At 71.4% G+C, this 24419-nt stretch carries 21 protein-coding genes; 3 read left to right on the forward strand and 18 right to left on the reverse strand.

Annotated features, from left to right (window positions below; genetic code table 11):
- Window positions 1-32: 32 nt before the first annotated feature.
- The 3 genes from AB0L71_RS03725 to AB0L71_RS03735 all read right to left on the reverse strand — a co-directional run bounded on the left by AB0L71_RS03725 (window position 33) and on the right by AB0L71_RS03735 (window position 2215).
- A complete protein-coding gene (locus AB0L71_RS03725; protein ID WP_365237392.1) occupies window positions 33-1118 on the reverse strand; it encodes a prephenate dehydrogenase in 1086 nt (361 codons plus the stop codon).
- Complete coding sequence (aroH, locus tag AB0L71_RS03730; protein WP_365237394.1) at window positions 1115-1477, reverse strand: chorismate mutase; 363 nt, start codon at window positions 1475-1477, stop codon at window positions 1115-1117. The genes AB0L71_RS03725 and aroH overlap by 4 nt, the downstream gene beginning before the upstream one ends.
- Before the next feature lie 300 nt (window positions 1478-1777).
- Window positions 1778-2215 (reverse strand): YidB family protein, encoded by a 438-nt coding sequence (locus AB0L71_RS03735; RefSeq protein ID WP_365237396.1) that lies wholly within the window; start codon window positions 2213-2215, stop codon window positions 1778-1780.
- 292 nt (window positions 2216-2507) lie between these two features.
- Here AB0L71_RS03735 and AB0L71_RS03740 point away from each other — a divergent pair, with 292 nt between their 5' ends.
- The gene (locus AB0L71_RS03740; RefSeq protein ID WP_365237398.1) at window positions 2508-3212 is read left to right on the forward strand and encodes a nucleotidyltransferase domain-containing protein; all 705 of its coding nucleotides are present in this window, start codon (window positions 2508-2510) and stop codon (window positions 3210-3212) included.
- Between the two features lie 147 nt (window positions 3213-3359).
- Here the strand turns inward: AB0L71_RS03740 and AB0L71_RS03745 are convergent, their stop codons facing one another.
- From AB0L71_RS03745 to AB0L71_RS03805, 13 genes are all read right to left on the reverse strand, one after another.
- Window positions 3360-3824 (reverse strand): NADP oxidoreductase, encoded by a 465-nt coding sequence (locus AB0L71_RS03745; protein WP_365237400.1) that lies wholly within the window; start codon window positions 3822-3824, stop codon window positions 3360-3362.
- 405 nt (window positions 3825-4229) lie between these two features.
- A complete protein-coding gene (locus AB0L71_RS03750) occupies window positions 4230-5042 on the reverse strand; it encodes a nucleotidyltransferase domain-containing protein (protein WP_365237402.1) in 813 nt (270 codons plus the stop codon).
- 3 nt (window positions 5043-5045) lie between these two features.
- Entirely contained in the window at window positions 5046-6068 is a 1023-nt protein-coding gene (locus tag AB0L71_RS03755; RefSeq protein ID WP_365237404.1) for an ADP-ribosylglycohydrolase family protein, read from the reverse strand.
- Window positions 6065-6799 carry an NUDIX domain-containing protein gene (locus AB0L71_RS03760; protein ID WP_365237406.1) on the reverse strand — a complete coding sequence of 245 codons (735 nt, stop codon included), beginning with the start codon at window positions 6797-6799 and terminating at the stop codon, window positions 6065-6067. Before AB0L71_RS03760 ends, AB0L71_RS03755 begins: the two co-directional genes overlap by 4 nt.
- Window positions 6800-7010: 211 nt before the next feature.
- Window positions 7011-8117 carry a pseudouridine synthase gene (locus tag AB0L71_RS03765; protein WP_365237408.1) on the reverse strand — a complete coding sequence of 369 codons (1107 nt, stop codon included), beginning with the start codon at window positions 8115-8117 and terminating at the stop codon, window positions 7011-7013.
- Window positions 8117-8764 (reverse strand): SMC-Scp complex subunit ScpB, encoded by a 648-nt coding sequence (gene scpB / locus AB0L71_RS03770; RefSeq protein WP_365237409.1) that lies wholly within the window; start codon window positions 8762-8764, stop codon window positions 8117-8119. The genes AB0L71_RS03765 and scpB overlap by 1 nt, the downstream gene beginning before the upstream one ends.
- The gene (locus AB0L71_RS03775) at window positions 8761-9870 is read right to left on the reverse strand and encodes a segregation/condensation protein A (protein ID WP_365237411.1); all 1110 of its coding nucleotides are present in this window, start codon (window positions 9868-9870) and stop codon (window positions 8761-8763) included. Before AB0L71_RS03775 ends, scpB begins: the two co-directional genes overlap by 4 nt.
- 320 nt (window positions 9871-10190) lie before the next feature.
- Window positions 10191-10781 (reverse strand): hypothetical protein, encoded by a 591-nt coding sequence (locus AB0L71_RS03780; protein ID WP_365237483.1) that lies wholly within the window; start codon window positions 10779-10781, stop codon window positions 10191-10193.
- Window positions 10778-11896, reverse strand: a complete 1119-nt coding sequence (locus AB0L71_RS03785; RefSeq protein ID WP_365237413.1) for a ParA family protein — start codon at window positions 11894-11896, stop codon at window positions 10778-10780. Before AB0L71_RS03785 ends, AB0L71_RS03780 begins: the two co-directional genes overlap by 4 nt.
- A 369-nt stretch (window positions 11897-12265) precedes the next feature.
- Window positions 12266-13381, reverse strand: a complete 1116-nt coding sequence (gene ald, locus AB0L71_RS03790; RefSeq protein ID WP_365237485.1) for an alanine dehydrogenase — start codon at window positions 13379-13381, stop codon at window positions 12266-12268.
- A 144-nt stretch (window positions 13382-13525) separates the two neighbouring features.
- Window positions 13526-15589 carry a tetratricopeptide repeat protein gene (locus AB0L71_RS03795; protein ID WP_365237415.1) on the reverse strand — a complete coding sequence of 688 codons (2064 nt, stop codon included), beginning with the start codon at window positions 15587-15589 and terminating at the stop codon, window positions 13526-13528.
- A gap of 255 nt (window positions 15590-15844) precedes the next feature.
- Entirely contained in the window at window positions 15845-16471 is a 627-nt protein-coding gene (locus AB0L71_RS03800; RefSeq protein ID WP_365237416.1) for an NUDIX hydrolase, read from the reverse strand.
- A gap of 90 nt (window positions 16472-16561) precedes the next feature.
- Window positions 16562-18247: a CTP synthase gene (locus tag AB0L71_RS03805; RefSeq protein ID WP_365237418.1), complete on the reverse strand. Its 1686-nt coding sequence runs from the start codon at window positions 18245-18247 to the stop codon at window positions 16562-16564.
- A 405-nt stretch (window positions 18248-18652) separates the two neighbouring features.
- Between AB0L71_RS03805 and AB0L71_RS03810 the strand changes: the two genes are divergently transcribed.
- Both AB0L71_RS03810 and AB0L71_RS03815 read left to right on the forward strand, forming a co-directional pair.
- Entirely contained in the window at window positions 18653-20455 is a 1803-nt protein-coding gene (locus AB0L71_RS03810) for a glycoside hydrolase family 15 protein (RefSeq protein ID WP_365237420.1), read from the forward strand.
- Between the two features lie 238 nt (window positions 20456-20693).
- Window positions 20694-22319 carry a PucR family transcriptional regulator gene (locus AB0L71_RS03815; protein WP_365237421.1) on the forward strand — a complete coding sequence of 542 codons (1626 nt, stop codon included), beginning with the start codon at window positions 20694-20696 and terminating at the stop codon, window positions 22317-22319.
- 27 nt (window positions 22320-22346) lie between these two features.
- On the opposite strand, the gene AB0L71_RS03820 is transcribed toward AB0L71_RS03815, so the two are convergent.
- On the reverse strand, window positions 22347-23441 hold the full coding sequence (locus AB0L71_RS03820) for a glycosyltransferase family 4 protein (RefSeq protein ID WP_365237423.1): 1095 nt from the start codon (window positions 23439-23441) through the stop codon (window positions 22347-22349).
- A gap of 178 nt (window positions 23442-23619) precedes the next feature.
- Window positions 23620-24381, reverse strand: a complete 762-nt coding sequence (locus AB0L71_RS03825; RefSeq protein WP_365237425.1) for a hypothetical protein — start codon at window positions 24379-24381, stop codon at window positions 23620-23622.
- Window positions 24382-24419 lie beyond the last annotated feature (38 nt).

Raw genomic sequence — 24419 nt, forward strand, 5'->3', positions numbered from 1 at the left:
AACCTGCTCCCGGGCTCGCCGCCCCGGGGCTCCTACTGGCGCAGCGACCAGCCCCGGTCGCGCAGCGCCGCGCTCAGCCCGGCGGCCGCGCTCGGCTCGACCATCAGCTGGACCAGACCCGCCTGCTGCCCGGTGGCGTGCTCGATACGGACGTCCTCGACGTTGACCCCGGCCCGGCCCGCGTCGGCGAAGATCCCGGCCAGCTCGCCCGGCCGGTCGCTGATGAGCACGGACACGATCTCGTACGAGGCTGGGGCCGTCCCGTGCTTGCCGGGCACCCGGACCCGGCCGGCGTTGCCGCGGCGCAGTACGTCCTGGATGCCTTCGGTGCCCTCACGGCGCCGTTCGTCGTCGTCGGACTGCAGGCCTCGCAGCGCCCGTACCGTCTCGTCCAGATCTGCGGCGACGGCGGCCAGCACATCGGCGACCGGGCCGGGGTTGGCGGAGAGGATCTCCACCCACATCCGAGGGTCCGAGGCGGCGATCCGGGTGACGTCCCTGATGCCCTGCCCGCACAGGCGTACGGCGGTCTCGTCGGCCTCCTCCAGCCGTGCGGCGACCATCGACGAGATCAGCTGCGGAGTGTGGGAGACCAGGGCGACGGCCTTGTCGTGGGCATCGGCGTCCATGACGACCGGGACGGCGCGGCAGAGCGCGACCAGTTCCAGGGCGAGGTTGAGGACCTCGGTGTCGGTGTCACGGGTCGGGGTGAGGACCCAGGGGCGGCCCTCGAAGAGGTCCGCGGTGGCGGCGAGGGGGCCGGATCGCTCCTTGCCCGCCATGGGGTGCGTACCGATGTACGCGGTGAGGTCGACGCCGCGGGCCTCCAGGTCGCGTCGCGGCCCGCCCTTCACGCTGGCGACGTCGAGGTAGCCGCGCGCCACGCCGTCCCTCATGGCGGTGGCCAGCACCGGGGCGACGTAGGCGGGCGGTACGGCGACGACCGCCAGGTCGACGCGGCCCTCGGGTGCCTCGTCCGTGCCGGCGCCGAGCGCGGCCGCGGTGCGGGCCGACTCGGGGTCGTGGTCGACGAGGTGGACCTGGATGCCCCGCCCGGCCAGGGCGAGTGCTGCGGACGTGCCGACCAGGCCTGTTCCGATGACGAGGGCGGTTCTCACTGGGCGATGTCCTTGCGGAGGGCGGCCGTGGCACCGAGGTAGACGTGGGCGATCTCGGACTTCGCGAGGTACGTCTCGACGTGCGCGAGGATGCGCACCACACGAGGCATGGCTCCTGCGACGTCCAGCTCCTGGGCGCAGATGAGCGGTACGTCGACGATACCGATCGCGCGGGCCGCGGCGGCCGGGAAATCGCTGTGCAGGTCCGGGGTGGCCGTGAACCAGATGCTGATCAGATCGTCCGCGACCAGCTCGTTGCGCTCCAGCACAGCGGTGAGCAGTGTACTGACCCGCTCCGTCATGTGCCCGGCGTCGTCCTGGTCCAGTTGCACGGCTCCACGGACCGCTCGTACCGCCACGTCGTGCTCCTCGCTCTTTCGTGCGTGTCGCGCCTGCTGTCCGCCTGCGTGATCTTCCCGCGCGTTCAGCCTAGAGGGGCGGCGTGCTCCGCGGCCGAAGTGCTCTCCCAGTGAGACGGAGCGGCGGCTCGGACGGACCCGCGAGGTGTGCGTGACCGGCACGGGCCCGGCTCACCAGGGGTGGAACACGTCGGCCGGAGGGGCTTCGCCACCATGAACACCGGTGGCGGAGCCCCTCCGGCCGTGTGCGAAGCGCTCTGCGTCCTGGCACGGGGAACGGCCCTCAGGGCCGCCCCGTTCTCAGAGCTGCTGTTCCCGGACCAGGTCCTCGATCGAGCGGCCCTGAGGAACCTCTCCCGACGGGGTCAGTTTGTCGACCGCCGTGGGGAGTGACCGGGCGATCTCCTCGGCCGCCTGTTCCGTGGTGATCCCGGCTTCCTCGGCGACCTTCCGGAGGGTCTCGTCCGGCAGCGCCTCCGCGATCTGGGAGCCTTCCACCGCCTGGTTCTCACCCGTGCCGACCCAGGAATGCGCCTGGTCGACGAGACCGGACTTGGTGAGCATCCCGATCAGTCCTTCGAGCGCGTTCCCGGAGCCGCCCGTGCTGCCTCCCTGGCCCTTGCCCAGGGCGCCGAGCAGCGCGCCGAGGATGTTCCCGGCACCGCCCTGAGTGCTGCCGCTCTGACCGCTGCCGCCCAGCAGACTGCCCAGCAGGCTGCCCAGATCGTTTCCCGCCATGGTTTGTCCCTTTCCGAAGGAAATGACTCTTCGACAATGTCGATCACAAATCGAACTTCTGCCACTCGAACGGCGGTCAGGACCCGTCAGGAAGCCCTCGGACCGCGGCAGCGGACGTCGGCGAGAAGCGCCTGCTTCGCGACATCCGGAGGTGCGCCTCCCCTCGGGGCGTCCGGCTCCGCGACGGCCGGTCCCCGGGCCCGCAGCGCACCCACCACCGCACCGATCGCCGCGATCGGTGGGACCGAAAAACTTCCGGGCAACGCATTTTCGTTCCCGTACTCTCGCCGGCATGAAGACCCCTGGCCCCGAGGCCCTCGTACGCGATCACACGGTCTACTCCTGTGTGATGGGCTCACGCGCCTTCGGGCTCGCCACGGACGGCAGCGACACCGACCTGCGCGGCGTCTTTCTCGCGCCGACCCCGCTGTTCTGGCGGTTCGACAAACCTCCGACGCATGTCGACGGTCCGGCGGACGAGCAGTTCTCCTGGGAGCTGGAGCGTTTCTGCGAGCTGGCCCTGCGGGCCAACCCCAACGTGCTGGAGTGCCTGCACTCCCCGCTGGTGGAGCGCATCGACCCCGTGGGCCGTGAACTCCTGTCCCTGCGGGAGGCGTTCCTGTCCCGGCTGGCCCATCGGACCTTCGTCCGGTACGCGTGGGGGCAGCGCGCGAAGCTGGAGGCGGACGTCCGGCAGTACGGGGTGCCGCGATGGAAGCACGCCATGCATCTGCTGCGGCTGCTGATCAGCAGCCGTGATCTGCTGCGCACGGGCGAGCTCGTGATCGAGGTGGGCCCGGCCCGGGAGGAGTTGCTCGCGGTGAAGCGCGGCGAGGTGCCCTGGCCGGAGGTCGAGCGCCGCATGACCCGCCTGGTCGAGGAGAACGACGCGGCCCTGAACGCCTCCCCGCTCCCCGCGCACCCGGACCGGCGCCGCGTGGAGGACTTCCTGATCCGCACCCGCCGGGCGTCCGCGCTCCGGTCCGACGAGGGCTGAACGGTCGTCCTGCCCAGTGAGGGGCACGCACAGTCCGACGGCAGGACCGGGTGTCCCATGGGCCCTCCCGGCCGGTCACCCGCCGTCCTTCATGTGCCGTCACGCAGCCTCATGTCCGTCGTCTCCCGGTCTTTTCGAGCCGAGAGCTCATCGGGCGATGGCCATGCCGAAAGGCACCGGTCCCAGCGCACGGACCAGGCTGCTGACCATCAGCACGAACGCCTCGGGCCCCCGGGCGGTCCTCACGTCTCCAAGGTCGGTGATCCACTCTGGGGGCCAGCCCAGCTCGGTCAGCAGACCGGCCACGACCTCCTTGGCTCCGGCATCGTTTCCGGACACGAAGGCGCAGGGAGCAATGGCCAGTTCGGCCGGGGCGGCCATGACCGATTCGTGCATGGTGTTGAGGGTCTTCACCACGCGTACGTCGGGCAGCGCCTGCTGAATCTCCTCGGCGAGGCTGCTGCCCGGATACAGGAGTGCCGATGCGAAGCCTGCGTGGTCGAATTCAACAGCGTTGGCGATGTCGACCAGGACCTTGTCCGTCAGCTGTGCCGCAAGGTCGGTGAGCACGTCCAACGACGCCGAGCCGGGCGTTGCACCTGTGCCCGTCATGCAAGCCGTGACGCGATGGGCCGAGCAGAACATCGAACAGATCGATGCCGCTCGCACGGCACACGATGCCCAGCAACATCGAACGACCAGCCCCGGCGGTCGCCCACGCCGGTCCTGATCACTCGGCGCCGACGTGACTGGTACGGGGGAAGCTTCCGGTGGGCCGTCGAGGTCCTGCGGGACCGGGCCAGTCGCATCGAGGCGCGGGGCTTCTCCCGCCGGCCGCAGTTCGCGGGCCGGCGTAGCGCTCTCACCGGCGCCGTCAAGCTGATCGTGTCGGGCAGCGGATGCCGGCGGGAAGCCGTATGCCACCTCGGTCTGCACACGCAACGAGACGGTGCTGCGGACCTTCCGACTACACGGGCAACGGCGCTTGCCCACCTCAGACCCGGACCCGGCCGACCTTCAGGCACGCTCGGTACCAGAGGGCTTGGACGCCGATCCCTCCAACCGTGCCCGCACCACGAGATCGTGCAGCCGGTCGAAACCACCGGCCACCTCGGGAAGCCCGGATGCCGCCTGTGCCTCGCCCAGAACCCCGTGCAGCCTCTCGACGTCCCGGGACACCACCGTGACGTCCGGATGCCCCGCCCGCCCGTGCTCGGCCTCGGCCTTCGCGTCGATGAGCTCGGGCAGATACGCCGGAGCGTCCACCTCGCCGAGGAGCGTCGGCAGATGGGCGCACACCTCGCCGCTGCGCATCAGATGGACACCGGTGAGCAGTGCCCGGAACGTGTACAGCAGCGGCTTCAGTTCGCCGGTCCTCTCGAACAGCCGCCACTGTGTGCGGGCGAACCCGCGGTAGTGGTGGGCATGGTGCCGGGTGAGCACCTCGGGGGCCAGGTCCACCAGTTCCGCGTGCAGGTCACCTGTGTGCACGACGAGCGGAGAGAGCAGCTGCTCCAGCACGTAGCCGTTCGGTCGCAGCATCAGCCGGACGAACTTCCGCAGGTCGTGGGTGACGAGGTCCATCTCGACGCCGGCGCGGTCCCACATCCGCGAGCACGTCTCCTCTGGCGCGCGCAGCCCGACGAGTTCCTCCGCGGGCAGGAGATGGATCCCCCGAAGGTCCACATCCGAGTCCCTGGACGGAAACCCGTACAGATGCGCCCCGGAGACCGTGGCGAACAGCAGCGGGTGGCGCTCCTCGGCGAGCACCGGGCCGAAGTCCGTGACCGGCAGTCCGGCCTCCGTCAGACGTGTCGTTTCCGTACGCATGGATCAAGCGTCCCAGAGCGCCCCCAGTGCCAGCAGGTCGCTCCGGTACTCGATCCGTTCCGACCACTCCTTGGGCCAGGCCCCCGCTCCCAGGTGCGCCCCGGCGAACGCCCCGGTCAGGCAGGCGAGGGAGTCCGAGTCGCCCCGGGTGCAGGCGGCCCGGCGCAGGGCGGTGACGGGTTCCTCGGGGAAGAGCAGGAAGCAGTGCAGGGCGGTGGCGAGGGCCTCCTCCGCGATCCAGCCGTCGCCGGTGGTCTCGCAGGGGTCGGTCTCCGGGGCGGGGTCGCACAGGGCGTCCTGGACCCGGGCCAGGGCGGTGAGGCATTCGTCCCAGCCGCGCTGGATGTACAGCTCCGGGGAGGAGTCGCCCGCGTACCGCCAGAGGTCGCCGAGCCAGCGCGTCAGGTAGCGGCCGCTGTTCTCGTACGCGTAACTGCGCAGCTGCCCGATCAGGCCCGCCGGCTCCGCTCCCTGCGCCAGCAGGTACACCGCGCGGGCCGTCAGGTCGGAGGCGGCGAGCGCGGTCGGGTGGCCGTGGGTGAGCGCGGCCTGCAACTGGGCCGCGCCGGAGCGCTGTTCGTCGCTCAGCCCGGGCACGAGTCCGACCGGCGCGACCCTCATGTTGGCTCCGCAGCCCTTGGATCCGGTCTGGCTGGCCTCCTGCCAGAGCCGGTCGCTGTCGAGCAGGCGGCAGGCAGTCATGCAGGTGCGGCCCGGGGCACGGTTGTTGTCGGGCGAGTGGTACCAGTCGACGAACTCCTCGCGTACCGGGCGGACCAGTCGCAGCGGGGTGAGCAGCCCCCTGTCCATGGCGGTACGGATGCCCCGGCCCAGGGCCAGCGTCATCTGGGTGTCGTCGGTGACGAAGGCCGGCTTCGGCAGCCGCATCTGCCGCCAGGGCCCGTACTTGGCGAGGATCGACGGCACGTTGTTGAACTCGGTCGGGAAGCCCAGTGCGTCGCCGAGCGCGAGCCCGGTCAGTGCGCCGGTGGCGGCCTGTTTGGTGATGGTCCTGGTCACGATCACGTGGTTCTTCCTTCCGGTCTCAGAAGTGGAGGGTGCAGGGCGGTGGCGGCACCCGCGCGGTAGAGCGCGGCCGGTTTCCCCCGGCCGCCGGTGCGGCGCGGTGATCCCTCGACAGCCTGGACGAAGCCGGGCGTGGCGAGGACCTTGCGCCGGAAGTTGGGCCGGTCCAGCTCGACGCCCCAGACCGTCTCGTACACCTGCTGGAGTTCCCCCAGGGTGAATTCGGGCGGGCAGAAGGCGGTGGCCAGACAGCTGTATTCGAGCTTGGCGCCGATCCGGTCGTGCGCATCGGCGAGGATGCGGTCGTGGTCGAAGGCGAGGGGGCCGCGGGCTCCGGCGTCCCACCACCGGGCGCTGGCGGCGTCGCCGCCGCCGTGCGGTTCGGGCAGGTCGGGTACGAGGGCGGCGAAGGCGACGGACACGACCCGCATCCGCGGGTCGCGGTCCGGGTCGCTGTAGGTGCGCAGCTGTTCCAGGTGGAGGGCGAGGACGGTGTCCTCCGCCAGTCCGGTCTCCTCCGCGAGTTCCCGGCGGGCGGCGTCCTCGGCGGACTCCCGTGGCAGTACGAAGCCTCCGGGCAGCGCCCAGTGGCCCTTGTACGGGTCCTCGCCGCGTTCCACGAGCAGGACGTGCAGCCTGCTGTGGCGGACCGTGAAGACGGCGAGGTCCACGGTGACCGCGAAGGGTTCGAAGGCGTACGGGTCGTAGCCTGCGGGGACACCGGTGCTCATCGGTACTCCGGGAGGGGTGCGTCCAGGTCCCGGCCGGCGACGCGCAGGGTGCCGACAGCATCGACCGTGGCGGCCAGATTCTTTAATAGTCATTCTGACTATAAAGGCGGAACGGGCGCAGCAAAAGGCCCGCGGCCGATTCCTGTCGCGAACGCGAGAAAAAAGCGAGAAACAGGAGCCGGCCGCGGGCCGTGGAGCGGAAGGAAGGGGGTTACAGACCGACCTCGCGCATCAGCATGCCCACCTCGGTGTTGGTGAGGCGGCGCAGCCAGCCTGACTTCTGGTCACCCAGCGGGATCGGCCCGAAGGACGTCCGCACGAGCCGCTCGACCGGGAAGCCTGCCTCGGCCAGCATCCGGCGGACGATGTGCTTGCGGCCCTCGTGGAGGGTCACCTCGACCAGGTAGTTCTTGCCGGTGTTCTCGACGACCCGGAAGTGGTCGGCGCGGGCGTAGCCGTCCTCCAGCTGGATGCCGTCCTTGAGCCGCTTGCCCAGGTCGCGCGGGAGCGGTCCCTGGATGGCGGCGAGGTAGGTCTTCTTGACGCCGTACCTGGGGTGGGTCAGACGGTGGGCCAGCTCACCGTGGTTGGTGAGCAGAATGATGCCCTCGGTCTCGGTGTCCAGCCGGCCGACGTGGAAGAGCCGCGTCTCACGGTTGGTGACGTAGTCGCCGAGGCACTGGCGTCCGTCCGGGTCCTCCATGGAGGAGACGACACCGGCGGGCTTGTTCAGTGCGAAGAAGAGGTACGACTGGGCGGCGACGGTCAGACCGTCGACCTTGATCTCGTCCTTGTGGACGTCGACCCGCAGGCCCTGCTCGACGACGATCTTGCCGTTGACCTCGACACGCGCCTGGTCGATCAGCTCCTCGCACGCCCGGCGCGAGCCCATGCCGGCGCGGGCGAGGACCTTCTGCAGCCGCTCGCCCTCCTGCTCGGCGCCCGGGTGGGTCTTGGGTGTCCTGATCTCGGCCTTGCCGGCGTACCGGTCCCGGTTGCGCTGCTCGATCTTGGCGTCGAGCTCACGCGGACGGGACGGGGCGCCCTGGCGGCGCGGGCCGCCGCTCCGCCCGCCGCCGGACTGTGCGGGCCTCGGGCCGCCCTTGGCGCCGCCGCGGGCCGCCGCGCCGCGGCCCTTGCGGGGTCCGTCGCCGCCCTTCTCCCCGGTGGCGCCCACGTCGTAGCGGCGCTCCTCGGGCCGGGGCCGGCGAGGACGCTGCTCCTGCTTGCCCTCGCGCCCGGCGCCGGCGCTCCGGGGGTTCCGGCTGCCGCCGCTCCGGCCGCTGCCGCTTCCGCTGTTCCTGCCGCTGCTTCGCATCAAAATTCCGTCTTGTCGTCTGCGTGAGTATCCGGGGTGTCCGGTGCGTCCGGATCGAACGACGGCACACCCTCCAGCGTCTCGGCCTCGATCGCGTCCGCCTCGGGGAGGAAGGGCGCGAGCTCCGGGAGCTCGTCCAGGCCACGCAGGCCCATCCGCTCCAGAAAGTAGTTCGTCGTCCTGTACAGGATCGCACCTGTTTCGGGTTCCGCGCCCGCCTCCTCGACGAGGCCCCTCTGCAACAGGGTCCGCATGACCCCGTCACAGTTCACCCCGCGGACCGCGGAGACCCTCGACCGGCTGACCGGCTGGCGGTAGGCGACCACCGCAAGGGTCTCCAGCGCCGCCTGCGTGAGACGGGCCTGCTGGCCGTCCAGGACGAAGCCCTCCACGGCTGCCGCGTACTCGGGGCGCGTGTAGAAGCGCCAGCCGCCCGCGACCAGCCTCAGATCGAATCCGCGGCGCTGCACGGTGTACTCGTCGGCCAGCTCGCGCAGCGCGTCGGCGACGGCTCTGCGGGGCCGCTCCAGCACCTTGGCGAGGTGTTCCTCGGTGGCGGGCTCGTCGACGACCATCAGGACCGCCTCCAGGGCGGGCTTGAGATCGAGATCCGCGACGGTGGAGCCGGTGGCGTCCTGCTGACTCATGTCCTCACATCCTCGGAGACGTTCCTCACCTCGGTGTCGAACTCGTCGGTCACGACGGGCTCGACCCCCTCTCCCCCGGCCCAGCGCACCAGGAGCTCCCCGAGCGCCTCGTCCTGGTCGAGCGCGACGGCCTTCTCCCGGTACAGCTCCAGCAGCGCCAGGAACCTGGCGACGACGGTGAGGGTGTCCTGGGCGTCCTCGGTGAGACCCCGGAAGGTGGCCTCCCCCGCCTCCCGCAGCCGCGCCACCACGATCTCGGCCTGTTCCCGCACGCTGACCAGTGGTGCGTGAATGTGGTCGACATACACCTGCGGCTTGGGCTTCGGCTGCATCGCCTTCACGGCGAGCCGGGCGAACCCCTCGGCGCCGATGCTGATGACGACCTCGGGCAGCAGATCGGCATGGTGCGGCTCCAGCCCCACCGTCCGCGGGAAGCGTCGCGCCTCGGACTCCAGCCGGTCGCTGAAGATCTCCGCGATGCGCTTGTACGCGCGGTACTGGAGCAGCCGCGCGAAGAGCAGGTCGCGCGCTTCGAGCAGCGCCAGATCCGCCTCGTCCTCCACCTCGGCGGCGGGCAGCAGCCGGGCGGCCTTCAGGTCGAGCAGGGTCGCGGCGACGACCAGGAACTCGGTGGTCTGGTCCAGGTCCCAGTCCGGCCCCATGGCCCGGATGTGCGCCATGAACTCGTCGGTGACCTTGGACAGTGCGACTTCGGTCACATCCAGCTTGTGCTTGGAGATGAGCTGCAGGAGCAGATCGAAGGGGCCCTCGAAGTTCGCCAGCCGGACGGTGAACCGCCCGTCGTCGGCGGGCTCGGCAAGCGGTGCGGACGCCTCGGCGGCGTCCGGCTCGGCGGACGGTCCCGCAGCCGTCCCCGCATCGGGCCCGGGAGGCGCTACGGACGCCTGGGAGGCGGGCGCCGCCGCATCGGCCGCCGACGGGGCCGAAGGCGCACCCGCTCCCGCGGGAGCCGACGGCGCGGCGGGCCTGCCGTCGGCATCCCGGCCTTCCGCCGGCCGGGCCTCCGGTGCGGGCGCATGCCGACCGCCCGGACCGCGGCCCAGGGGGCGGCGGGGGGTACGGGCGGGCTCGTCGGTCATCGGCATGAAGGTCCAGAGGGCTGAGGGATACGGGCGGCGGGCAGCTGCCCGCGTGAAGAGGTCCGGACCGCTCGGCCGGCGGCACTCCGGGAGAGGCTGGTGCCGTGACGGGCAAGGTGTACCGACGCGAATTTCGAAACACGCCCCAAGGGCTGTCCCGTCATCCCCGGTGGATGAACACGCGGCTTCGGATGCGGTGCATCGCAAGGCGGAGGGCCGTCCTCATACCGGACCGTATGCAGACGAGCCCGACAACGCTGCGAGGTGCCGCAGCTGTCGTCGCGTGCCCACCGGGGATCACGGGACAGCCCTTGGGCGCCCGCCGGTCAACGGCCGCGCAGGCGCCGTACGAGAATGCTCGCGTCCCCGCGCGACTCCAGGTCCGCGAGGACCACCGCGACCGCCTCGCGGACGATCCGTCCGCGGTCGACCGCGAGCCCGTGCTCGCCACGGAGGACGAGACGGGCGTGCTCGAGGTCCATCAGTTCCTCGGCCGAGACATAGACGGTGATCTTCTCGTCGTGGCGCTCACGGCCGCTGGGCCGCCGGTTCGCCCCGCGCCCGCCTCCGCGCCTGCGCTGCTGCTGGCCGGCAGGAGCGGACCCCGCCTCCTGCGCGGCCGAGGGCGGCTGGGGTCTGCGCCCCGACCGCCCCGCAACCGGGCCCTGGTCGCCGTCACCGCCACGATTGCGCGGTTCCTCCGCATCGGGGTCCGCCGCGGAGTGCTCCTCCCCGGAAGGGGCCGCTGTGCCGGCGGCCTCCGCCCCGGCCCCGTCGGCCGTGGGATCGCTCTCCCCGGCCGGGCCGGGCACCCTGGCCTCGCCGTTCGCCCTGCGGCGCCGCTCGGCAGGGGACGACGACTGCAGCCCCATCCCCCCGGTGGTACGGAACAGTTCGTCGGCTCCGGGCAGACTCACTCGGCGTGACACCGGGCGAGCACCTCCCTGGCGAGCTGGCGATAGGCGGCGGCACCGACCGAGTTGGAGGCGTACGTGGTGATGGGCTCACCTGCGACCGTGGTCTCCGGGAAGCGCACGGTACGGCCGATGACCGTGTGGTAGACGTGATCGTCGAAGGCCTCGACGACGCGCGCGAGGACCTCACGGCTGTGCACCGTACGGGAGTCGTACATGGTGGCGAGGATTCCGTCGAGCTCCAGCTCCGGGTTGAGCCGTTCCTGGACCTTCTCGATGGTCTCGGTGAGCAGGGCCACACCGCGCAGGGCGAAGAACTCGCACTCGAGCGGCACTATCACCTTGTGGGCCGCCGTCAGGGCGTTCACGGTGAGCAGGCCCAACGAGGGCTGACAGTCGATCACGATGTAGTCGTAGTCGGCCATCAGCGGCTTCAGGGCACGCTGCAGCGTGGACTCCCGGGCGACCTCGCTCACCAGCTGCACCTCGGCAGCCGAGAGGTCGATGTTGCTCGGCAGCAGGTCCATGTTCGGGACCGCGGTCTTCAGCAGGACCTCGTCGGCCGACATGCCCCGCTCCATGAGCAGGTTGTAGACCGTGAGGTCGAGCTCCATCGGGTTGACGCCGAGTCCGACCGACAGGGCTCCCTGCGGGTCGAAGTCGACGAGCAGGACGCGACGCCCGTACTCCGCGAGCGCGGCACCCAGGTTGATGGTCGACGTGGTCTTGCCGACGCCGCCCTTCTGGTTGCACATCGCGATGACCTTCGCGGGACCGTGTTCGGTCAGTGGGCCCGGGATCGGGAAGTAGGGCAGGGGCCGACCGGTGGGGCCGATCCGCTCGCGGCGCTGGCGGGCAGCGTCGGGCGCGAGGGTGGCCGCGTACTCCGGGTCGGGCTCGTACTCGGCGTCGGGGTCGTAGAAGTGCCCCTGGGGCACCTCGTCGAAGTCGGCGAAGCGGGCGGTCTCTCGGCCACTCTCGTTGCCGGCCATGGCGTTCACGTGTAGGCCGTCCATCATCTGGGGGGCTGTCGTCATGTGCTGGTGGGTGGCGAAGGTGCGGACAGCGACGGAGCCGACAGCCTCCAGCCCGTTCGGGCTCTGGCCCCGTGCAGGCATCCCTGGTTGAACACCCCCGGGAGTAAATGTCGACTCATTCACAAGTCGTCTTACCTCCTCGGGTGTGACCAGGAAACTTATCGATAGGTCAGCGTGGCACCATGCCGACGATTGGCGACTCTATGGCGTGTCACCGCTCCGCAGCAACACAATCCGCCGGACCCGGCCGGATGTGTCGGCAATCGAACACCCTCCTGTCAAGGGCACACAGCCACCGGAGCGCACTTTCGACAGGGGAACGAATCGGTTGAAGGGTTACGTTCCAGGCGAGTTGAACGCAACCCCCACAGGACCCGGACATGCGTCCGGCCGGACCTCGTCGAGCAAGGTCCGGCCGGGCGCGTGAGGTTGACGGGAAGCGTCGATCCGTCAGCCGAGAAGTGCGTGCAGCTCGACGTGGTCGAGACCGTGGGCCTCGGCCACCTCGCGGTAAACGACCTTCCCGTCATGGGTGTTGAGGCCCTTGGCGAGTGCGGCGTCCCGGCGCAGCGCCTCGGTCCAGCCGCGGTCCGCGAGCTCCAGGATGTACGGCAGCGTGGCGTTGGTGAGGGCGTACGTGGACGTGTTCGGCACCGCGCCCGGCATGTTGGCGACGCAGTAGAAGACCGAGTTGTGGACCGTGAAGGTCGGCTCGGTGTGCGTCGTCGGGTGCGAGTCCTCGAAGCAACCGCCCTGATCGATCGCAATGTCGACAAGTACACTTCCGGGCTTCATCCTGGCGACGAGCTCGTTGCTGACCAGCTTCGGGGCCTTCGCGCCCGGGATGAGCACCGCTCCGATGACGAGGTCGGCCTCGACGACGGCCCGCTCCAGTTCGAAGCTGTTGGACACGACCGTCTTCACCTTGGTGCCGAAGACCTTGTCGGCCTCGCGCAGCTTGCTGATGTCCTTGTCGAGGAGCGTGACGTGGAATCCCAGGCCGACGGCGATCTGGGTGGCGTTCCAGCCGGAGACGCCGCCCCCGATGACGACCGCCTCGGCGGGCGCGGTGCCCGGGACGCCGGCCGGCAGCACACCGCGGCCGCCGACCGAGCGCATCAGGTGATAGGCGCCGACCTGTGGAGCCAGCCGGCCCGCGACCTCGGACATCGGCGCGAGCAGCGGCAGCGTGCGGTTCGCGGTCTCGACCGTCTCGTACGCGATCGCGGTGATGCCGGACGACAGCAGCGCCTGGGTGCACTCGGCGGAGGCGGCGAGGTGCAGGTAGGTGAAGAGCGTCTGGTCCTTGCGGAGGCGGTGGTACTCCTCGGCAACCGGCTCCTTGACCTTGAGCACCAGGTCGGCGGCGGCCCAGACCTCGTCGGCGGTGGAGAGGATCCGGGCCCCGGCGGCAAGGTACTCCTCGTCCGCGATGGAGGAGCCCGCCCCGGCGTTCTTCTCGACGAGGACCTCGTGCCCGTGACGCACGAGCTCGTCCGCACCGGCGGGCGTGATCGCCACGCGGAACTCATTGTTCTTGACTTCGCGGGGGATGCCGACCTTCACGTCGATCACGGTCCTTGGCTCAGAGGGATATCCGGGCATAGCAATAGATACCCGGATGAACGTGGCTTAAATGGAGACACCGCACGCGCGCAGCAGTGGAACCAGTCTATTGAAGGACTCCACGCTGTCTAGCCTTACAAAGCACTAACTTCCCGCTGTTGCACTACGGATTTCGTAGGTCGTACTGTCCTCTTTAAGCAATCTGTCGGCCAGCCCTCGGTGCAGCCGGGCCGCTGCCGGATCGCCGAGGCGTTCGTACGTGTCGGCCAGCCGCATCTCCAGCGCCGCCTGCAGTCGTACGTCCCCGGCCCGCCCGGCCCACTGGACGGCCTCCTGGCAGGTCTGCAGCGACTCGTGCGGCCGGCCCGCGTACTCCTGGACCCGGGCCGCCTCGCTCAGCGCCCGCGCCTGGGCCGGTACATCGCCGAGCCTGCGGTACCCGGCCGCTGCGGCCCGCCAGTTGCGCAGCGCCTCGCCGTACCGGCCGACGTAGGTGTGGACGGCGCCGAGCCGCCCGTACAGCCGGGCCTCGTCGGCCGGCTCGCCCTGGGTGAGCCGGTGCGCGAGCGCCCGTCCGTACCAGTCGGAGGCCCGCTGGTAGTCCCCCAGTTCGGCGTACGTGCCGCCCACGGACTCCATCGCGCGGCCGATGGCGTACGGATCCCTGGCGGCCCGTCCGGCGTCCAGCGCGGCCCGGTAGCGGGCCAGCGCCTCCTGCATACGGCCGGTTCCGGCGTCCAGGTCGGCGAGATTGAGCAGCGCGGCGGCCCGCTCACTCGGCAGCTCCCGCCGCTCGGCGACGGCCAGCACCAGACCGTGCAGTCCGTACAGATCGGGCGCTGCCGCCTCGGTGCCCTCGTGCACGGCCAGCGCACGCACCAGGGCGGCCACCAGCCTCCGGGCCAGAGTGTCGAGTTCGCCGTCCTGGACGGCGAGCTCGGCCGAGGCCAGCAGGGCGGGGCGGCGGGTCCGCAGCCATTCCGCGGCCGCGTCCGGGCCGGGGAAACGCAGGGAACCGGGCAGCCCCGCGAGCGCGCGGTGGGCCGGGGACCCCTCCGGCTCGGTGACCGCCCGGCAGGACTGCAGCAGCCGGACGGTCCGCTCCAGCATGCGGGCCCGGGCGAGCTGGATCTCCGCAGGCCGGTCCCTGGCCTCCAGCAGCGCCCGCAGCAGCGGGGCGATGCAGCCGGGCACCTCGTACTGCGACCGGCCCGGCCCCTGGACATGCAGCAGCCCCAGGTCCGCGAAGTCGTCGAGGGTCTTCCGGGCCGCGGAGACGGAGCAGCCGGCCAGTGCGGAAGCGGTGTGGGCGTCGGTCGATCCGGCGGGGGCGAGGGCGAGCAGGCGCAGTATCCGGGCGGCGGTCGGCGGCAACGAGTCGTGGAGCAGCCGGAAGGCACGGGCCAGCGGCTGTCCGCCGGTGGACTGCCCCGGGTCCTCGGGCAGCTCGCGCAGCTGTCTGGTGGCATCGGCGACCGATGCCAGGGGGTGGGCGGCGAGCCAGCCGCCCACCATGACCAGGGCGGCCGGCAGCCCGGCGCACTCCTCGGCGAGCGTCTCGGCGGTCAGCGGGTCGACGGTGATCCTGACCTGGCCGATGGTGCGGGCGAGCAGCCGGACGGCGGAGCCCGCGTCCAGGCCGCCGATGGTGCAGGGGCGGACACCGGGGATACCGGTCAGCGGTCCCTCGGAGGTCGCGACGACCAGGCAGGCGGGGTCGTCCGGCAACAGCGGATCGACCTGTTCCGCGTCGACGGCGTCGTCGAGGAGCAGCAGGACACGGCGTCCGGCGAGCGCCTCGCGGAGCATCGCGGAGAGCTCGTCCCCGTCCGCGCCGGGGGGACCGGTCACACCCAGCTGGTCGAGCAGCCCGCGGGCGGTCCGCTCGGTGGGGACCGGTACGCCGCCCGGATCGGTGAGCCGGGCCCGGAGCAGACCGTCGGGGTGGTCACCGGTGGAGAGCAGCCGGCGGGCGAGCTCCCCGGCGAGCGCGGAGCGCCCGGAGCCGGGGCGTCCGGCGATCAGCAGGACCCGGGCACGGGCGGCCTTGCGGCCGGCCAGGGTGTCCAGCCCGGCCCCTTCGATGTCCGCCTGGAGCTCCTTCAACTCTCTTTCACGGCCGAAGAACTGGGGCGGGGCGGTGCCGGACGGCCCCTCGGTTCCCGTCGCCTTGGCCGGGCCACCGGTGTCCACCGCCTGATCCGTCACGGGCCACGCTCCACTTCGCTGCACGCGGTGCCCGCCGGGACTCCGGTCAGGGCGTTCCCGAGCGTAGTTCAGTCGTGTGCACGATTTCGCTGGAGCACGGCGCAGAGGTCCCCCGATCGGATCAGCGTATTGTCCGACCGAAGGTGGGCGGTGGGCCCTCACGTGTTCCGCCCGGACGATCCCCCGCGAAGCGGACCACCGGCCCCGGAACCTGCCCGCGAGCAGCGGCCGCCCGGGGCCGGTCCCCTGCCGCCGTCAGACCTCGAACGGGCGGGCCGGCCACGGCGCCTCGGCCGGGCGCAGCGACTCGATCCCGTCACCGGCGAGCACCGCGGCCAGCGAAAGAACGCCCACCACGAGACAGTTGTTGTGCAGGTCCCCGGCGAGCACGCCCCGGACCAGCTCCTGGAGCGGCACCCGGGCCAGTTCCATGTCGGCCTCCTCCTCGGAGACCGCGTAGCGCTCCCCGTCGGCCTCGGAGAGGTGCCGGGCCAGGAAGATCCGTACCGCTTCGTCGCAGCCGCCCGGCGTGGTGTAGACGTCGGTCAGCACCCGCCAGTCCTCCGCCTTGACGTACGCCTCCTCGTAGAGCTCGCGCTGGGCCGCGTGCAGCGGATTCTCACCGGGAACGTCGAGCAGCCCGGCCGGGATCTCCCAGAGCCTGTGGCGCACCGGGTGGCGGTACTGCCGCAGCACGACGACGCGCTCCTCCTCGTCGAGCGCGAGCACGGCGACCGAGCCCGGGTGGACCTGGTAGTCGCGGTGCGCGACCGTGCCGTCGGGCATCACCACGTCATCGGTGCGGACGCTGGTCTTGTTGCCGGTGAAGGGCGTCCTGGTCGCGGTGACCTGCCATTCCTCGGGCGTGTCCTGAAAACCCATCTACGTCCTCCCGCAGAAAAACAGAAACCGGGGTACGCATCCTCGACGGATCCGTACCCCGGTCAACGGTAATGCCTGTGTACTGCCGGACTACTTGCCCGACGTGGTGTCCTGCCCGCCCTTGGCAGAGGCGCCGGTCTTGCGCGCGACGGCCGCCTTCACCAGGCCCGCGAAGAGCGGGTGGGGACGGGTCGGGCGGGAACGGAGCTCCGGGTGCGCCTGGGTGGCGACCAGGTAGGGGTGGATCTCGCGCGGGTACTCGACGTACTCGACGAGCTTGTTGTCCGGAGAGGTGCCGGAGAAGACCAGACCGGCCTTCTTCTCCAGCTCGGCGCGGTAGGCGTTGTTGACCTCGTAGCGGTGGCGGTGGCGCTCCTCCACGTACGGCTGGTCGTCGTACGCCTCACGGACCAGCGAGCCCTCGGCGAGCTTCGCCGGGTACATGCCGAGTCGCATGGTGCCGCCCAGGTCGCCCGCGCCCTCGACGTAGGCGAGCTGCTCCTCCATCGTCGAGATGACGGGATGTGCGGTGGCGGCGTCGAACTCGGTGGAGTTGGCGTCGGGGATCTCGGCCAGGTTGCGCGCGGCCTCGATCACGATGCACTGCAGGCCGAGGCAGAGGCCGAGCAGCGGCACCTTGTTCTCACGGGCGTACTGGATGGCGCCGATCTTGCCGTTGACACCGCGGTCGCCGAATCCGCCGGGGACGCAGATCGCGTCCACGTCGGACAGCTGCCTGGCGGCGCCGGCCGGGGTCTTGCAGTCGTCGGAGGCGACCCACTTGACCTTGACCCGGGCCTTGTTCGCGAAGCCTCCGGCCCGGATGGCCTCGGTGACCGAGAGGTAGGCGTCGGGCAGGTCGATGTACTTGCCGACGAGCGCGACGGTGACCTCGTGGTCGGGGTTGTGGACGCGGTCCAGCAGGTCGTCCCACGTGGTCCAGTCGACATCGCGGAACGGCAGGTCGAGCTTGCGCACGACGTAGGCGTCCAGACCCTCGGCGTGCAGCACCTTCGGGATGTCGTAGATCGACTTGGCGTCCACACAGGCCACCACCGCGGCCTCGTCGACATCGCACATCAGCGAGATCTTGCGCTTGATCGCGGTCGGCACGTCGCGGTCGGCGCGCAGCACGATGGCGTCGGGCTGGATACCGATGTTGCGCAGGGCCGCGACGGAGTGCTGGGTCGGCTTGGTCTTGAGCTCGCCGGACGGGCCGATGTAGGGCAGCAGCGAGATGTGCACGACGAAGACGTTGTCGCGGCCGACCTCGTGGCGGACCTGGCGGACGGTCTCCAGGAACGGCAGCGACTCGATGTCGCCGACCGTGCCGCCGACCTCGGTGATGACGACATCGACGTCGTCGGTGGCCATGCGGCGGATGCGGTGCTTGATCTCGTTGGTGATGTGCGGGATGACCTGCACGGTGTCACCGAGGTACTCGCCGCGCCGCTCCTTGGCGATCACCTGCGAGTAGATCTGGCCGGTGGTGACGTTGGCGGAGCCGTCGAGGTCGACGTCGAGGAAACGCTCGTAGTGGCCGATGTCCAGGTCGGTCTCGGCTCCGTCGTTGGTGACGAACACCTCACCGTGCTGGAAGGGGTTCATCGTGCCGGGGTCGACGTTCAGGTACGGGTCGAGCTTCTGCATGGTGACCCGGAGACCGCGCGCCTTGAGCAGGGCGCCGAGGCTGGAGGCAGTCAGACCCTTGCCGAGGGATGAGGCGACACCCCCGGTGACGAAGATGTGCTTGGTCGTCGTGGATGTGGGCTGCATAGCCAAAGGGGGCTCCCGTGGTCGCGATCATGAGGTGCGTACCGGCGCCGTCCGAAAGATTTCGGAGGTGCCGTCGCTGCGGTTCGGGGGCCTCGTCCGCGGTTGCGGACGACCACCGGTCCACGGGCTACCAGGGTATCAGCGACCAGGAGGGGCTGCTTCCGGCCACACCTCGCACCCAAGCCTCACAAGATCATCGCAAGCCCCCTGCGCCCCACCTGTTCGGATCGGACGCATTGCCGAGACCGTCGCGCAGAACATCCGGGTGCGTCGTATCCTGCTCGGACACTCGCTCCGGGCAAGGTGCCGGGCTCATAAGGTTCCCCCACAACGCCCCCTTGCGACGACCTCTTTCCCGCAGTAATGCCCTTCTGGGCGACATGGCCGTTCGACTGGAGATTGCACGTGGCCGGGCGCATCGAGGATTACGCACTCATCGGAGACATGCAGACCGCCGCCCTGGTCTGCCGGGACGGCACAGTGGACTGGCTGTGCCTTCCCCGCTTCGATTCGCACGCCGTTTTCGCGGGACTCCTGGGTACCGAGGAGCATGGCTTCTGGCGCCTGGCACCGGCGCGGGAGGAGGGGTCACAGCCCCCGTCCGCGACCCGCCGCCGCTACCGGGGCGACTCCCTCATCCTGGAGTCGGAGTGGGACACACCGTGCGGAACGGTCAGAGTGACCGACTTCATGCCACCCCGTGAAGGCGCTCCGCGGGTGATCCGGATCGTGGAGGGGATCAGCGGCCGGGTCACGATGCGCTCCGAGCTGCGGATGCGGTTCAGCTACGGGCGGGTCACGCCGTGGGTGCACAGGGTCGACGGCCGTACGGTCGCCGTCGCGGGCCCGGACTCCGTCTGGCTGGACACCCCTGCCGACACCTTTGGTGAGAACCTGACGACGTACTCCGACGTCACGGTCGCGCCGGGCGACCGGATCGCGTTCACGATCAGCTGGCAGCCCTCGCACCACGAGCCGCCCGGCCTTCCGGATCCGGAGGGCTCGCTGGAAGCGACCGTGGACTTCTGGCGCGAATGGGTCGAGCACTGCACGTATCACGGCCCCTACCGGGAGGCGGTGGTCCGTTCCCTGATCACCCTCAAGGCGCTGACGTACGCGCCGACCGGCGGCATCGTCGCCGCGCCGACCACCTCCCTGCCGGAGGACCTCGGCGGCTCCCGGAACTGGGACTACCGCTACACCTGGCTGCGCGACGCCGCGATCACCCTCTCCTCGCTGCTGCGCACCGGCTACCGCGAGGAGGCCCGCGCCTGGCGCGAGTGGCTGCTGCGGGCGGTTGCCGGCGACCCGGAGAACCTGCAGATCATGTACGGCATCGCGGGCGAGCGAGAGCTGGGCGAGGCCGAGCTGGACTGGCTGCCCGGCTACGAGAACTCCGCCCCGGTCCGGGTAGGCAACGGCGCCGCGGGCCAGCTCCAGCTGGACGTGTACGGCGAGGTCACCGAGGCACTGCACCTCGCCCACATGACGGGCCTGACCCGCAACGACTACGCGACGGGCCTCCAGCTGAAGCTGATCGAGTACCTGGAGAAGCACTGGGACGAGCCGGACGAGGGAATCTGGGAGGTGCGCGGACCGCGCCGGCACTTCGTCCACTCGAAGGTGATGGCGTGGGTCGCGGTCGACCGGACCATCAAGCTGATCGAGTCCGGGGACGCGGAAGGACCAGTGGAGCGGTGGCGCGAACTGCGCGACACCATCCATCGCGACGTCTGCGACCACGGCTACGACCAGGAGCGCAACACCTTCACCCAGTCCTACGGCTCCAAGGAGCTGGACGCCTCCCTGCTCCTGATCCCCCAAATGGGTTTCCTGCCGCCGGACGACAAGCGGGTGATCGGCACGATCGAGGCGATCCAGCGCGAGCTCTCCACCGAGGACGGCTTCGTACTGCGCTATCCCACCGAGGGCGAGCATGCGGGCGTGGACGGCCTGGAGGGCGACGAGGGTGCGTTCCTGGCCTGTTCGTTCTGGCTGGCGGACGATCTGGCGATGATCGGCCGGGTCGACGAGGCGCGCCAGCTGTTCGAGCGGCTGCTCTCGCTCCGCAACGACCTGGGCCTGCTCGCGGAGGAGTGGGACCCCCGGCTGCAACGCCAGGTCGGCAACTTCCCCCAGGCCTTCAGCCATGTGCCGCTGATCGACACGGCACTGCGGCTGACGGCGAGCGGGGCGTACGTCGGCTGAGCCCGAGAGGGACGGGCCGGGCCGTTCCTCCGCCCCGGCCCGCATCGGACCGGGGCGCCCCTGGGCCCGTACGGCCACCGGTCCCCCGGGGCATGCCGAAGCGCCCGCTGGGCACCGCTCGTCCGAGGCGGGCTCTTCCCCCGGCTCCCCGACGGCGCCTGCTGCGCCCGGAGCCGGTACCTTCCTGGATCAGGGCGGGTGTCCCGCCCTGATCCGAGGGAAACGCGAGGCCGGAACAGTGGAGACGCAAGGCGGAATCACCGTGCAGCGAGCCCTTGAGCTGCCGGGACTCCGCAGCGGGCTCCCGGAGGTGGTGGCCGGCGCGGACCGGCTGAGCCGTACGGTGCGCTGGGTGCACGCGGGTGAGGTTCCGAACATCGCCTCCCTGCTCAAGGGCGGCGAGCTGCTGCTCACCACCGGTCTGGGGCTCGGCACCCGCCCCGCCGAGCAGCGCGCCTTCGTCCACCGGCTCGCCGACCGGGGGATCGCCGCCCTCGTGGTGGAGCTCGGGCCGCGGTTCAGCAGGCTGCCCGCGTCGATCGTGGACGCCGCTCGCGCGGCCGGCCTGCCGCTGGTGCAGCTGCACCGCGAGGTGCCGTTCGTGACGGTGACCGAGGAGATACACACCGAGATCGTCAACGGTCACTACGCGCTGCTGCGGCGGGCCGAGGAGGTGCACCGGCGCTGCACGGAGGCGCTGCTCGGCGGTGGCGGGGTGCCCCAGGTGCTGGGCATCCTGGCGGACTTCACGGCCAACCCGGTCTTCCTGGAGACGGCGGACGGACAGCTGCTGTACGCGGCGGGCCCCGGGGCCGGACCGGTGTCCGCCGATCCGCTCCAGGTGTGGGACGGGATGCGCGGCGACCGGGCGGCCCGGGAGCGACCGCCCACCGGTTCGGTGCTGGTGGATGTGCCGAGCGGCGGCCCGGGAACCGGCGCGGTCCGGGCCAGGCTGGTGCTGCTGGCCGTGGCCGGGCCCTTGGTGCCGGTACACCGGATGGCGGCGGAGCGGGCGGCGGACATCCTCGCCGTGGTGCTGATGCAGGCGCGTCAGGAGGAGGAACTCGCCGCACGCGGCCGGGGGGACTTCCTGACGGATCTCGCCGAGGGCCGGATCGGTCCGCAGGACGCACCGGCGCAGGCCCGGGTACTGGGTTTCAGGCCGGGCGAGATGCCCCTGCTGCCGGTGGTGATGCGGCTGGCCCCCGAGCTGTCCGTCTCGGGGAACTGGGCGCTGCTGGCGCGGGCGGTGCTGGAGGAGCTCTCGACGGTGGGCGTGCCGGTGCTGCTCGGTGTACGGCCCGTGGAGGGCCGGGTACCGGTGCTGCTGGGGCTGCGGTCCGAGTCGGAGCGCACGGTGGTCGCGGACCGGGTCGCGGCGGCGCTGCGAGCGGGCGTGGAGCGGGTCGGTCTGGAGCGGGCCGGGTCGCATCCGCCGGTCGTGGTGGTGGGCGTGGCGGGCGGCTGGGCGGCGGCCGGTGCGGGACTGCGGCACGCCGCGGAGACGGCGACCGCGGCGCACGGTCTCGGCGACCGGCCCTGGTACGACGCCCGGCGTCTGGACATCGATCTGCTGTTGTGGCGGCTGCGTGACCATCCGGACCTGGCGGCGTTCGTGGACCGGGCGATCGGCCCGCTGCTGCATCACGACCGCGCCTCGCGCCCTGCGCTGCTGCCGACGCTGGAGACGTATCTGGCCCACGCGGGCCGCAAGGCGGAGACGGCACGTGAACTCCACCTGAACCGTCAGACGCTGTACAACCGACTGGCCCGCATCGGCGAACTGCTCGGCACCGACCTGGACGACCCCCAGGCGGTCCTGGCCCTGAGCCTGGCGCTCCGGGCCCGTCGCCACGCCCCGTGACGCCGGCAGCGGCCGGTGAGCGATGGTTCACCGGGCCCGCGCCACCGCCAGCGGGTGCGTCAACTCGTCGTAGATGCTGAGCACGTGTGCGATCGTGTCGTCCTCGCTCGGCCAGCTCGCGGCCTGCGCGCGCCCCGCGTCCGCCAGTTCCGCACGCCGTTCCGGATCGATGAGCAGACCGGCCACCGTCCGCGCGAGCACCTCCGCGTTCCCGTACGGCACGAGTTCCGCCCCGTTCCCCACCAGTTCGGGCACCCCTCCGACGGCGGTGGCGACCAGGGGCGTGCCGAGCCGCAGCGCCTCCTGGGCCAGCACCGAGCGCCCCTCCCACCGGCTGGGCAGCACGGCCAGGTCGGCGGCGGCGAGAAGCCCGGTGGCGTCATCGTGGCCGTCGATGAGCCGGACCGGCAGTTCCTCGTTCGCGATCCGGCGTTGCAGGGCGGCGCGTTCGCGCCCCTCCCCCACGACGGCCAGCAGCGGTTCGGGGTCGAGACCGCGCCACAGGCGTGCGGCGTCGAGCAGCACGTCGTACCCGTGATGCGGTACGAGACTCCCACGCGCCACGATCAACGGCCGCTCCACCGCCCCGAGTTCGGCTCGCGCCTTGCCTCCGCCCTCGCCGGGCACGCGCGGCGGCGGGGCGGAGACCGGCGAGAGGCGGGCGTCACGCGCCCCTCGGTGCCGCGCCCGGTCCACCAGCTCCGATGTCGTGCCGAGCACGACGGCCGCCGCGCGGACGGCCCTTCGCTCCATCCACCGCAGCAGTCGGCTGCGGGCGCCTTCGGCATGGGCACGGGCGTGCCAGGTGAAGACCAGCGGGATGCGGCTACCGCCGAGCGCGAGAGCGGCGCGCACGGCGGCGTGCAGACCGTGTGCATGGACCACGTCCGCCGTCTGGCAGGCGCCGCGCAGGGCCGCGACGGCGGCGGGGTCGCTGCGCCGAGGCACCGGTACGAACCGGGCTCCGGCGCCGGAGAAGTCGTGGGCGCGGTCCAGTGCGGCCGGGGCACAGACGGTGACGTGCACGCCTCGCGCCACCAGCCCGGCGGACAGCGAGCCGACGTGGGCGCTGCTGCCCGCGCTGCCGCCGCCCAGGACTTGGACCGTACGCAGCTGTGACACGTTGAATGGCTCCCGGAGCTCCCGAGCGGGCGGTGATGGGCATCGCCAAGGATGCCAGTCCGTACGCGCGTTCCGGCACAGTCGGCCCCCTGTCCCGCCGCGCAGAACAGCAATCAGCCATGACCTATCACTCGTACAGGTGGGGTATATGGCGCGATGTTGACGCGTCGGGGAACCTTCAGCGGTTCGACAGGGTTCGGGCGAGTCGGCTGACCCGGTCCCCGTACACGGCCGCCGCGACGAGTCCCGCCGCATGGGCGACGAGCCCGGCCCGGCCACGGCCCGCGACGACGGCCACGCCGAGCGCGGCGCCCAGGGCATGGGCTCCGGTGTCCCCGATCATCGTGCGCTCCCCCAGGTCGTCGGCGACGAGGGCGGCCACCGCCCCCATCGGCGCCGCGGCGAGCCCGCCCGGCAGTCCCGGGGCCCCGAGCGCGAGCACGGTGGCGGCGGCCGCGGCGGGCCCTACATCCACCAGATTGACCAGGTGTGCGCTTCCGGCGATCACGACGCCGGCGAGGACCCGGTCGACGGGCCGTTCCCGGAGCAGTGCGCCGGCCGCCAGCCCGGCGGCACCGATCCCGATGAGCTTCACCGCGCCGCTGGTCACCTCACGATCCCGCAGCGCACCCAGGTGGGCACGGAACCCGCGGCGCGGATCGTCCGCACCGACGAGGTCGTCGTACGCACCGCAGCCACCCGCCGCGAGCACGGCCAGCGCGGCGGCACACCGGGTGCGTGCGGGCAGCGGGAGGACGGCCGTTCCGGCCACGGCACCGAGGGCGACGGCCGGGCCCGCGTAGAGATCGACGGTGCGACCCGCGTAGTTGGTGCGCTGCCAGCGGGTGCGCGGCCGGACCCGCAGCACCCGGTACACGCCCCCCGCGACAGCGGCGGCGACGGCTCCGGAGACTGCGGTCCTGCTGAACGTCGATCCCATGACGGCCAGGCTACGCAGCGTCCCGCCGGGGCCGTACG

This window comes from Streptomyces sp. NPDC052052 (assembly GCF_040680455.1).
Taxonomy (GTDB): Bacteria; Actinomycetota; Actinomycetes; order Streptomycetales; family Streptomycetaceae; genus Streptomyces.

Coding starts and splice junctions, on each gene's coding strand:
- AB0L71_RS03735 (WP_365237396.1), bottom strand. CDS start 2,215: ATGGCGGGAAACGATCTGGGCAGCCTGCTGGGCAGTCTGCTGGGCGGC.
- AB0L71_RS03740 (WP_365237398.1), top strand. CDS start 2,508: ATGAAGACCCCTGGCCCCGAGGCCCTCGTACGCGATCACACGGTCTAC.
- AB0L71_RS03745 (WP_365237400.1), bottom strand. CDS start 3,824: ATGACGGGCACAGGTGCAACGCCCGGCTCGGCGTCGTTGGACGTGCTC.
- AB0L71_RS03750 (WP_365237402.1), bottom strand. CDS start 5,042: ATGCGTACGGAAACGACACGTCTGACGGAGGCCGGACTGCCGGTCACG.
- AB0L71_RS03760 (WP_365237406.1), bottom strand. CDS start 6,799: ATGAGCACCGGTGTCCCCGCAGGCTACGACCCGTACGCCTTCGAACCC.
- AB0L71_RS03765 (WP_365237408.1), bottom strand. CDS start 8,117: ATGCGAAGCAGCGGCAGGAACAGCGGAAGCGGCAGCGGCCGGAGCGGC.
- scpB (WP_365237409.1), bottom strand. CDS start 8,764: ATGAGTCAGCAGGACGCCACCGGCTCCACCGTCGCGGATCTCGATCTC.
- AB0L71_RS03775 (WP_365237411.1), bottom strand. CDS start 9,870: ATGCCGATGACCGACGAGCCCGCCCGTACCCCCCGCCGCCCCCTGGGC.
- AB0L71_RS03785 (WP_365237413.1), bottom strand. CDS start 11,896: ATGCCTGCACGGGGCCAGAGCCCGAACGGGCTGGAGGCTGTCGGCTCC.
- AB0L71_RS03800 (WP_365237416.1), bottom strand. CDS start 16,471: ATGGGTTTTCAGGACACGCCCGAGGAATGGCAGGTCACCGCGACCAGG.
- AB0L71_RS03805 (WP_365237418.1), bottom strand. CDS start 18,247: ATGCAGCCCACATCCACGACGACCAAGCACATCTTCGTCACCGGGGGT.
- AB0L71_RS03825 (WP_365237425.1), bottom strand. CDS start 24,381: ATGGGATCGACGTTCAGCAGGACCGCAGTCTCCGGAGCCGTCGCCGCC.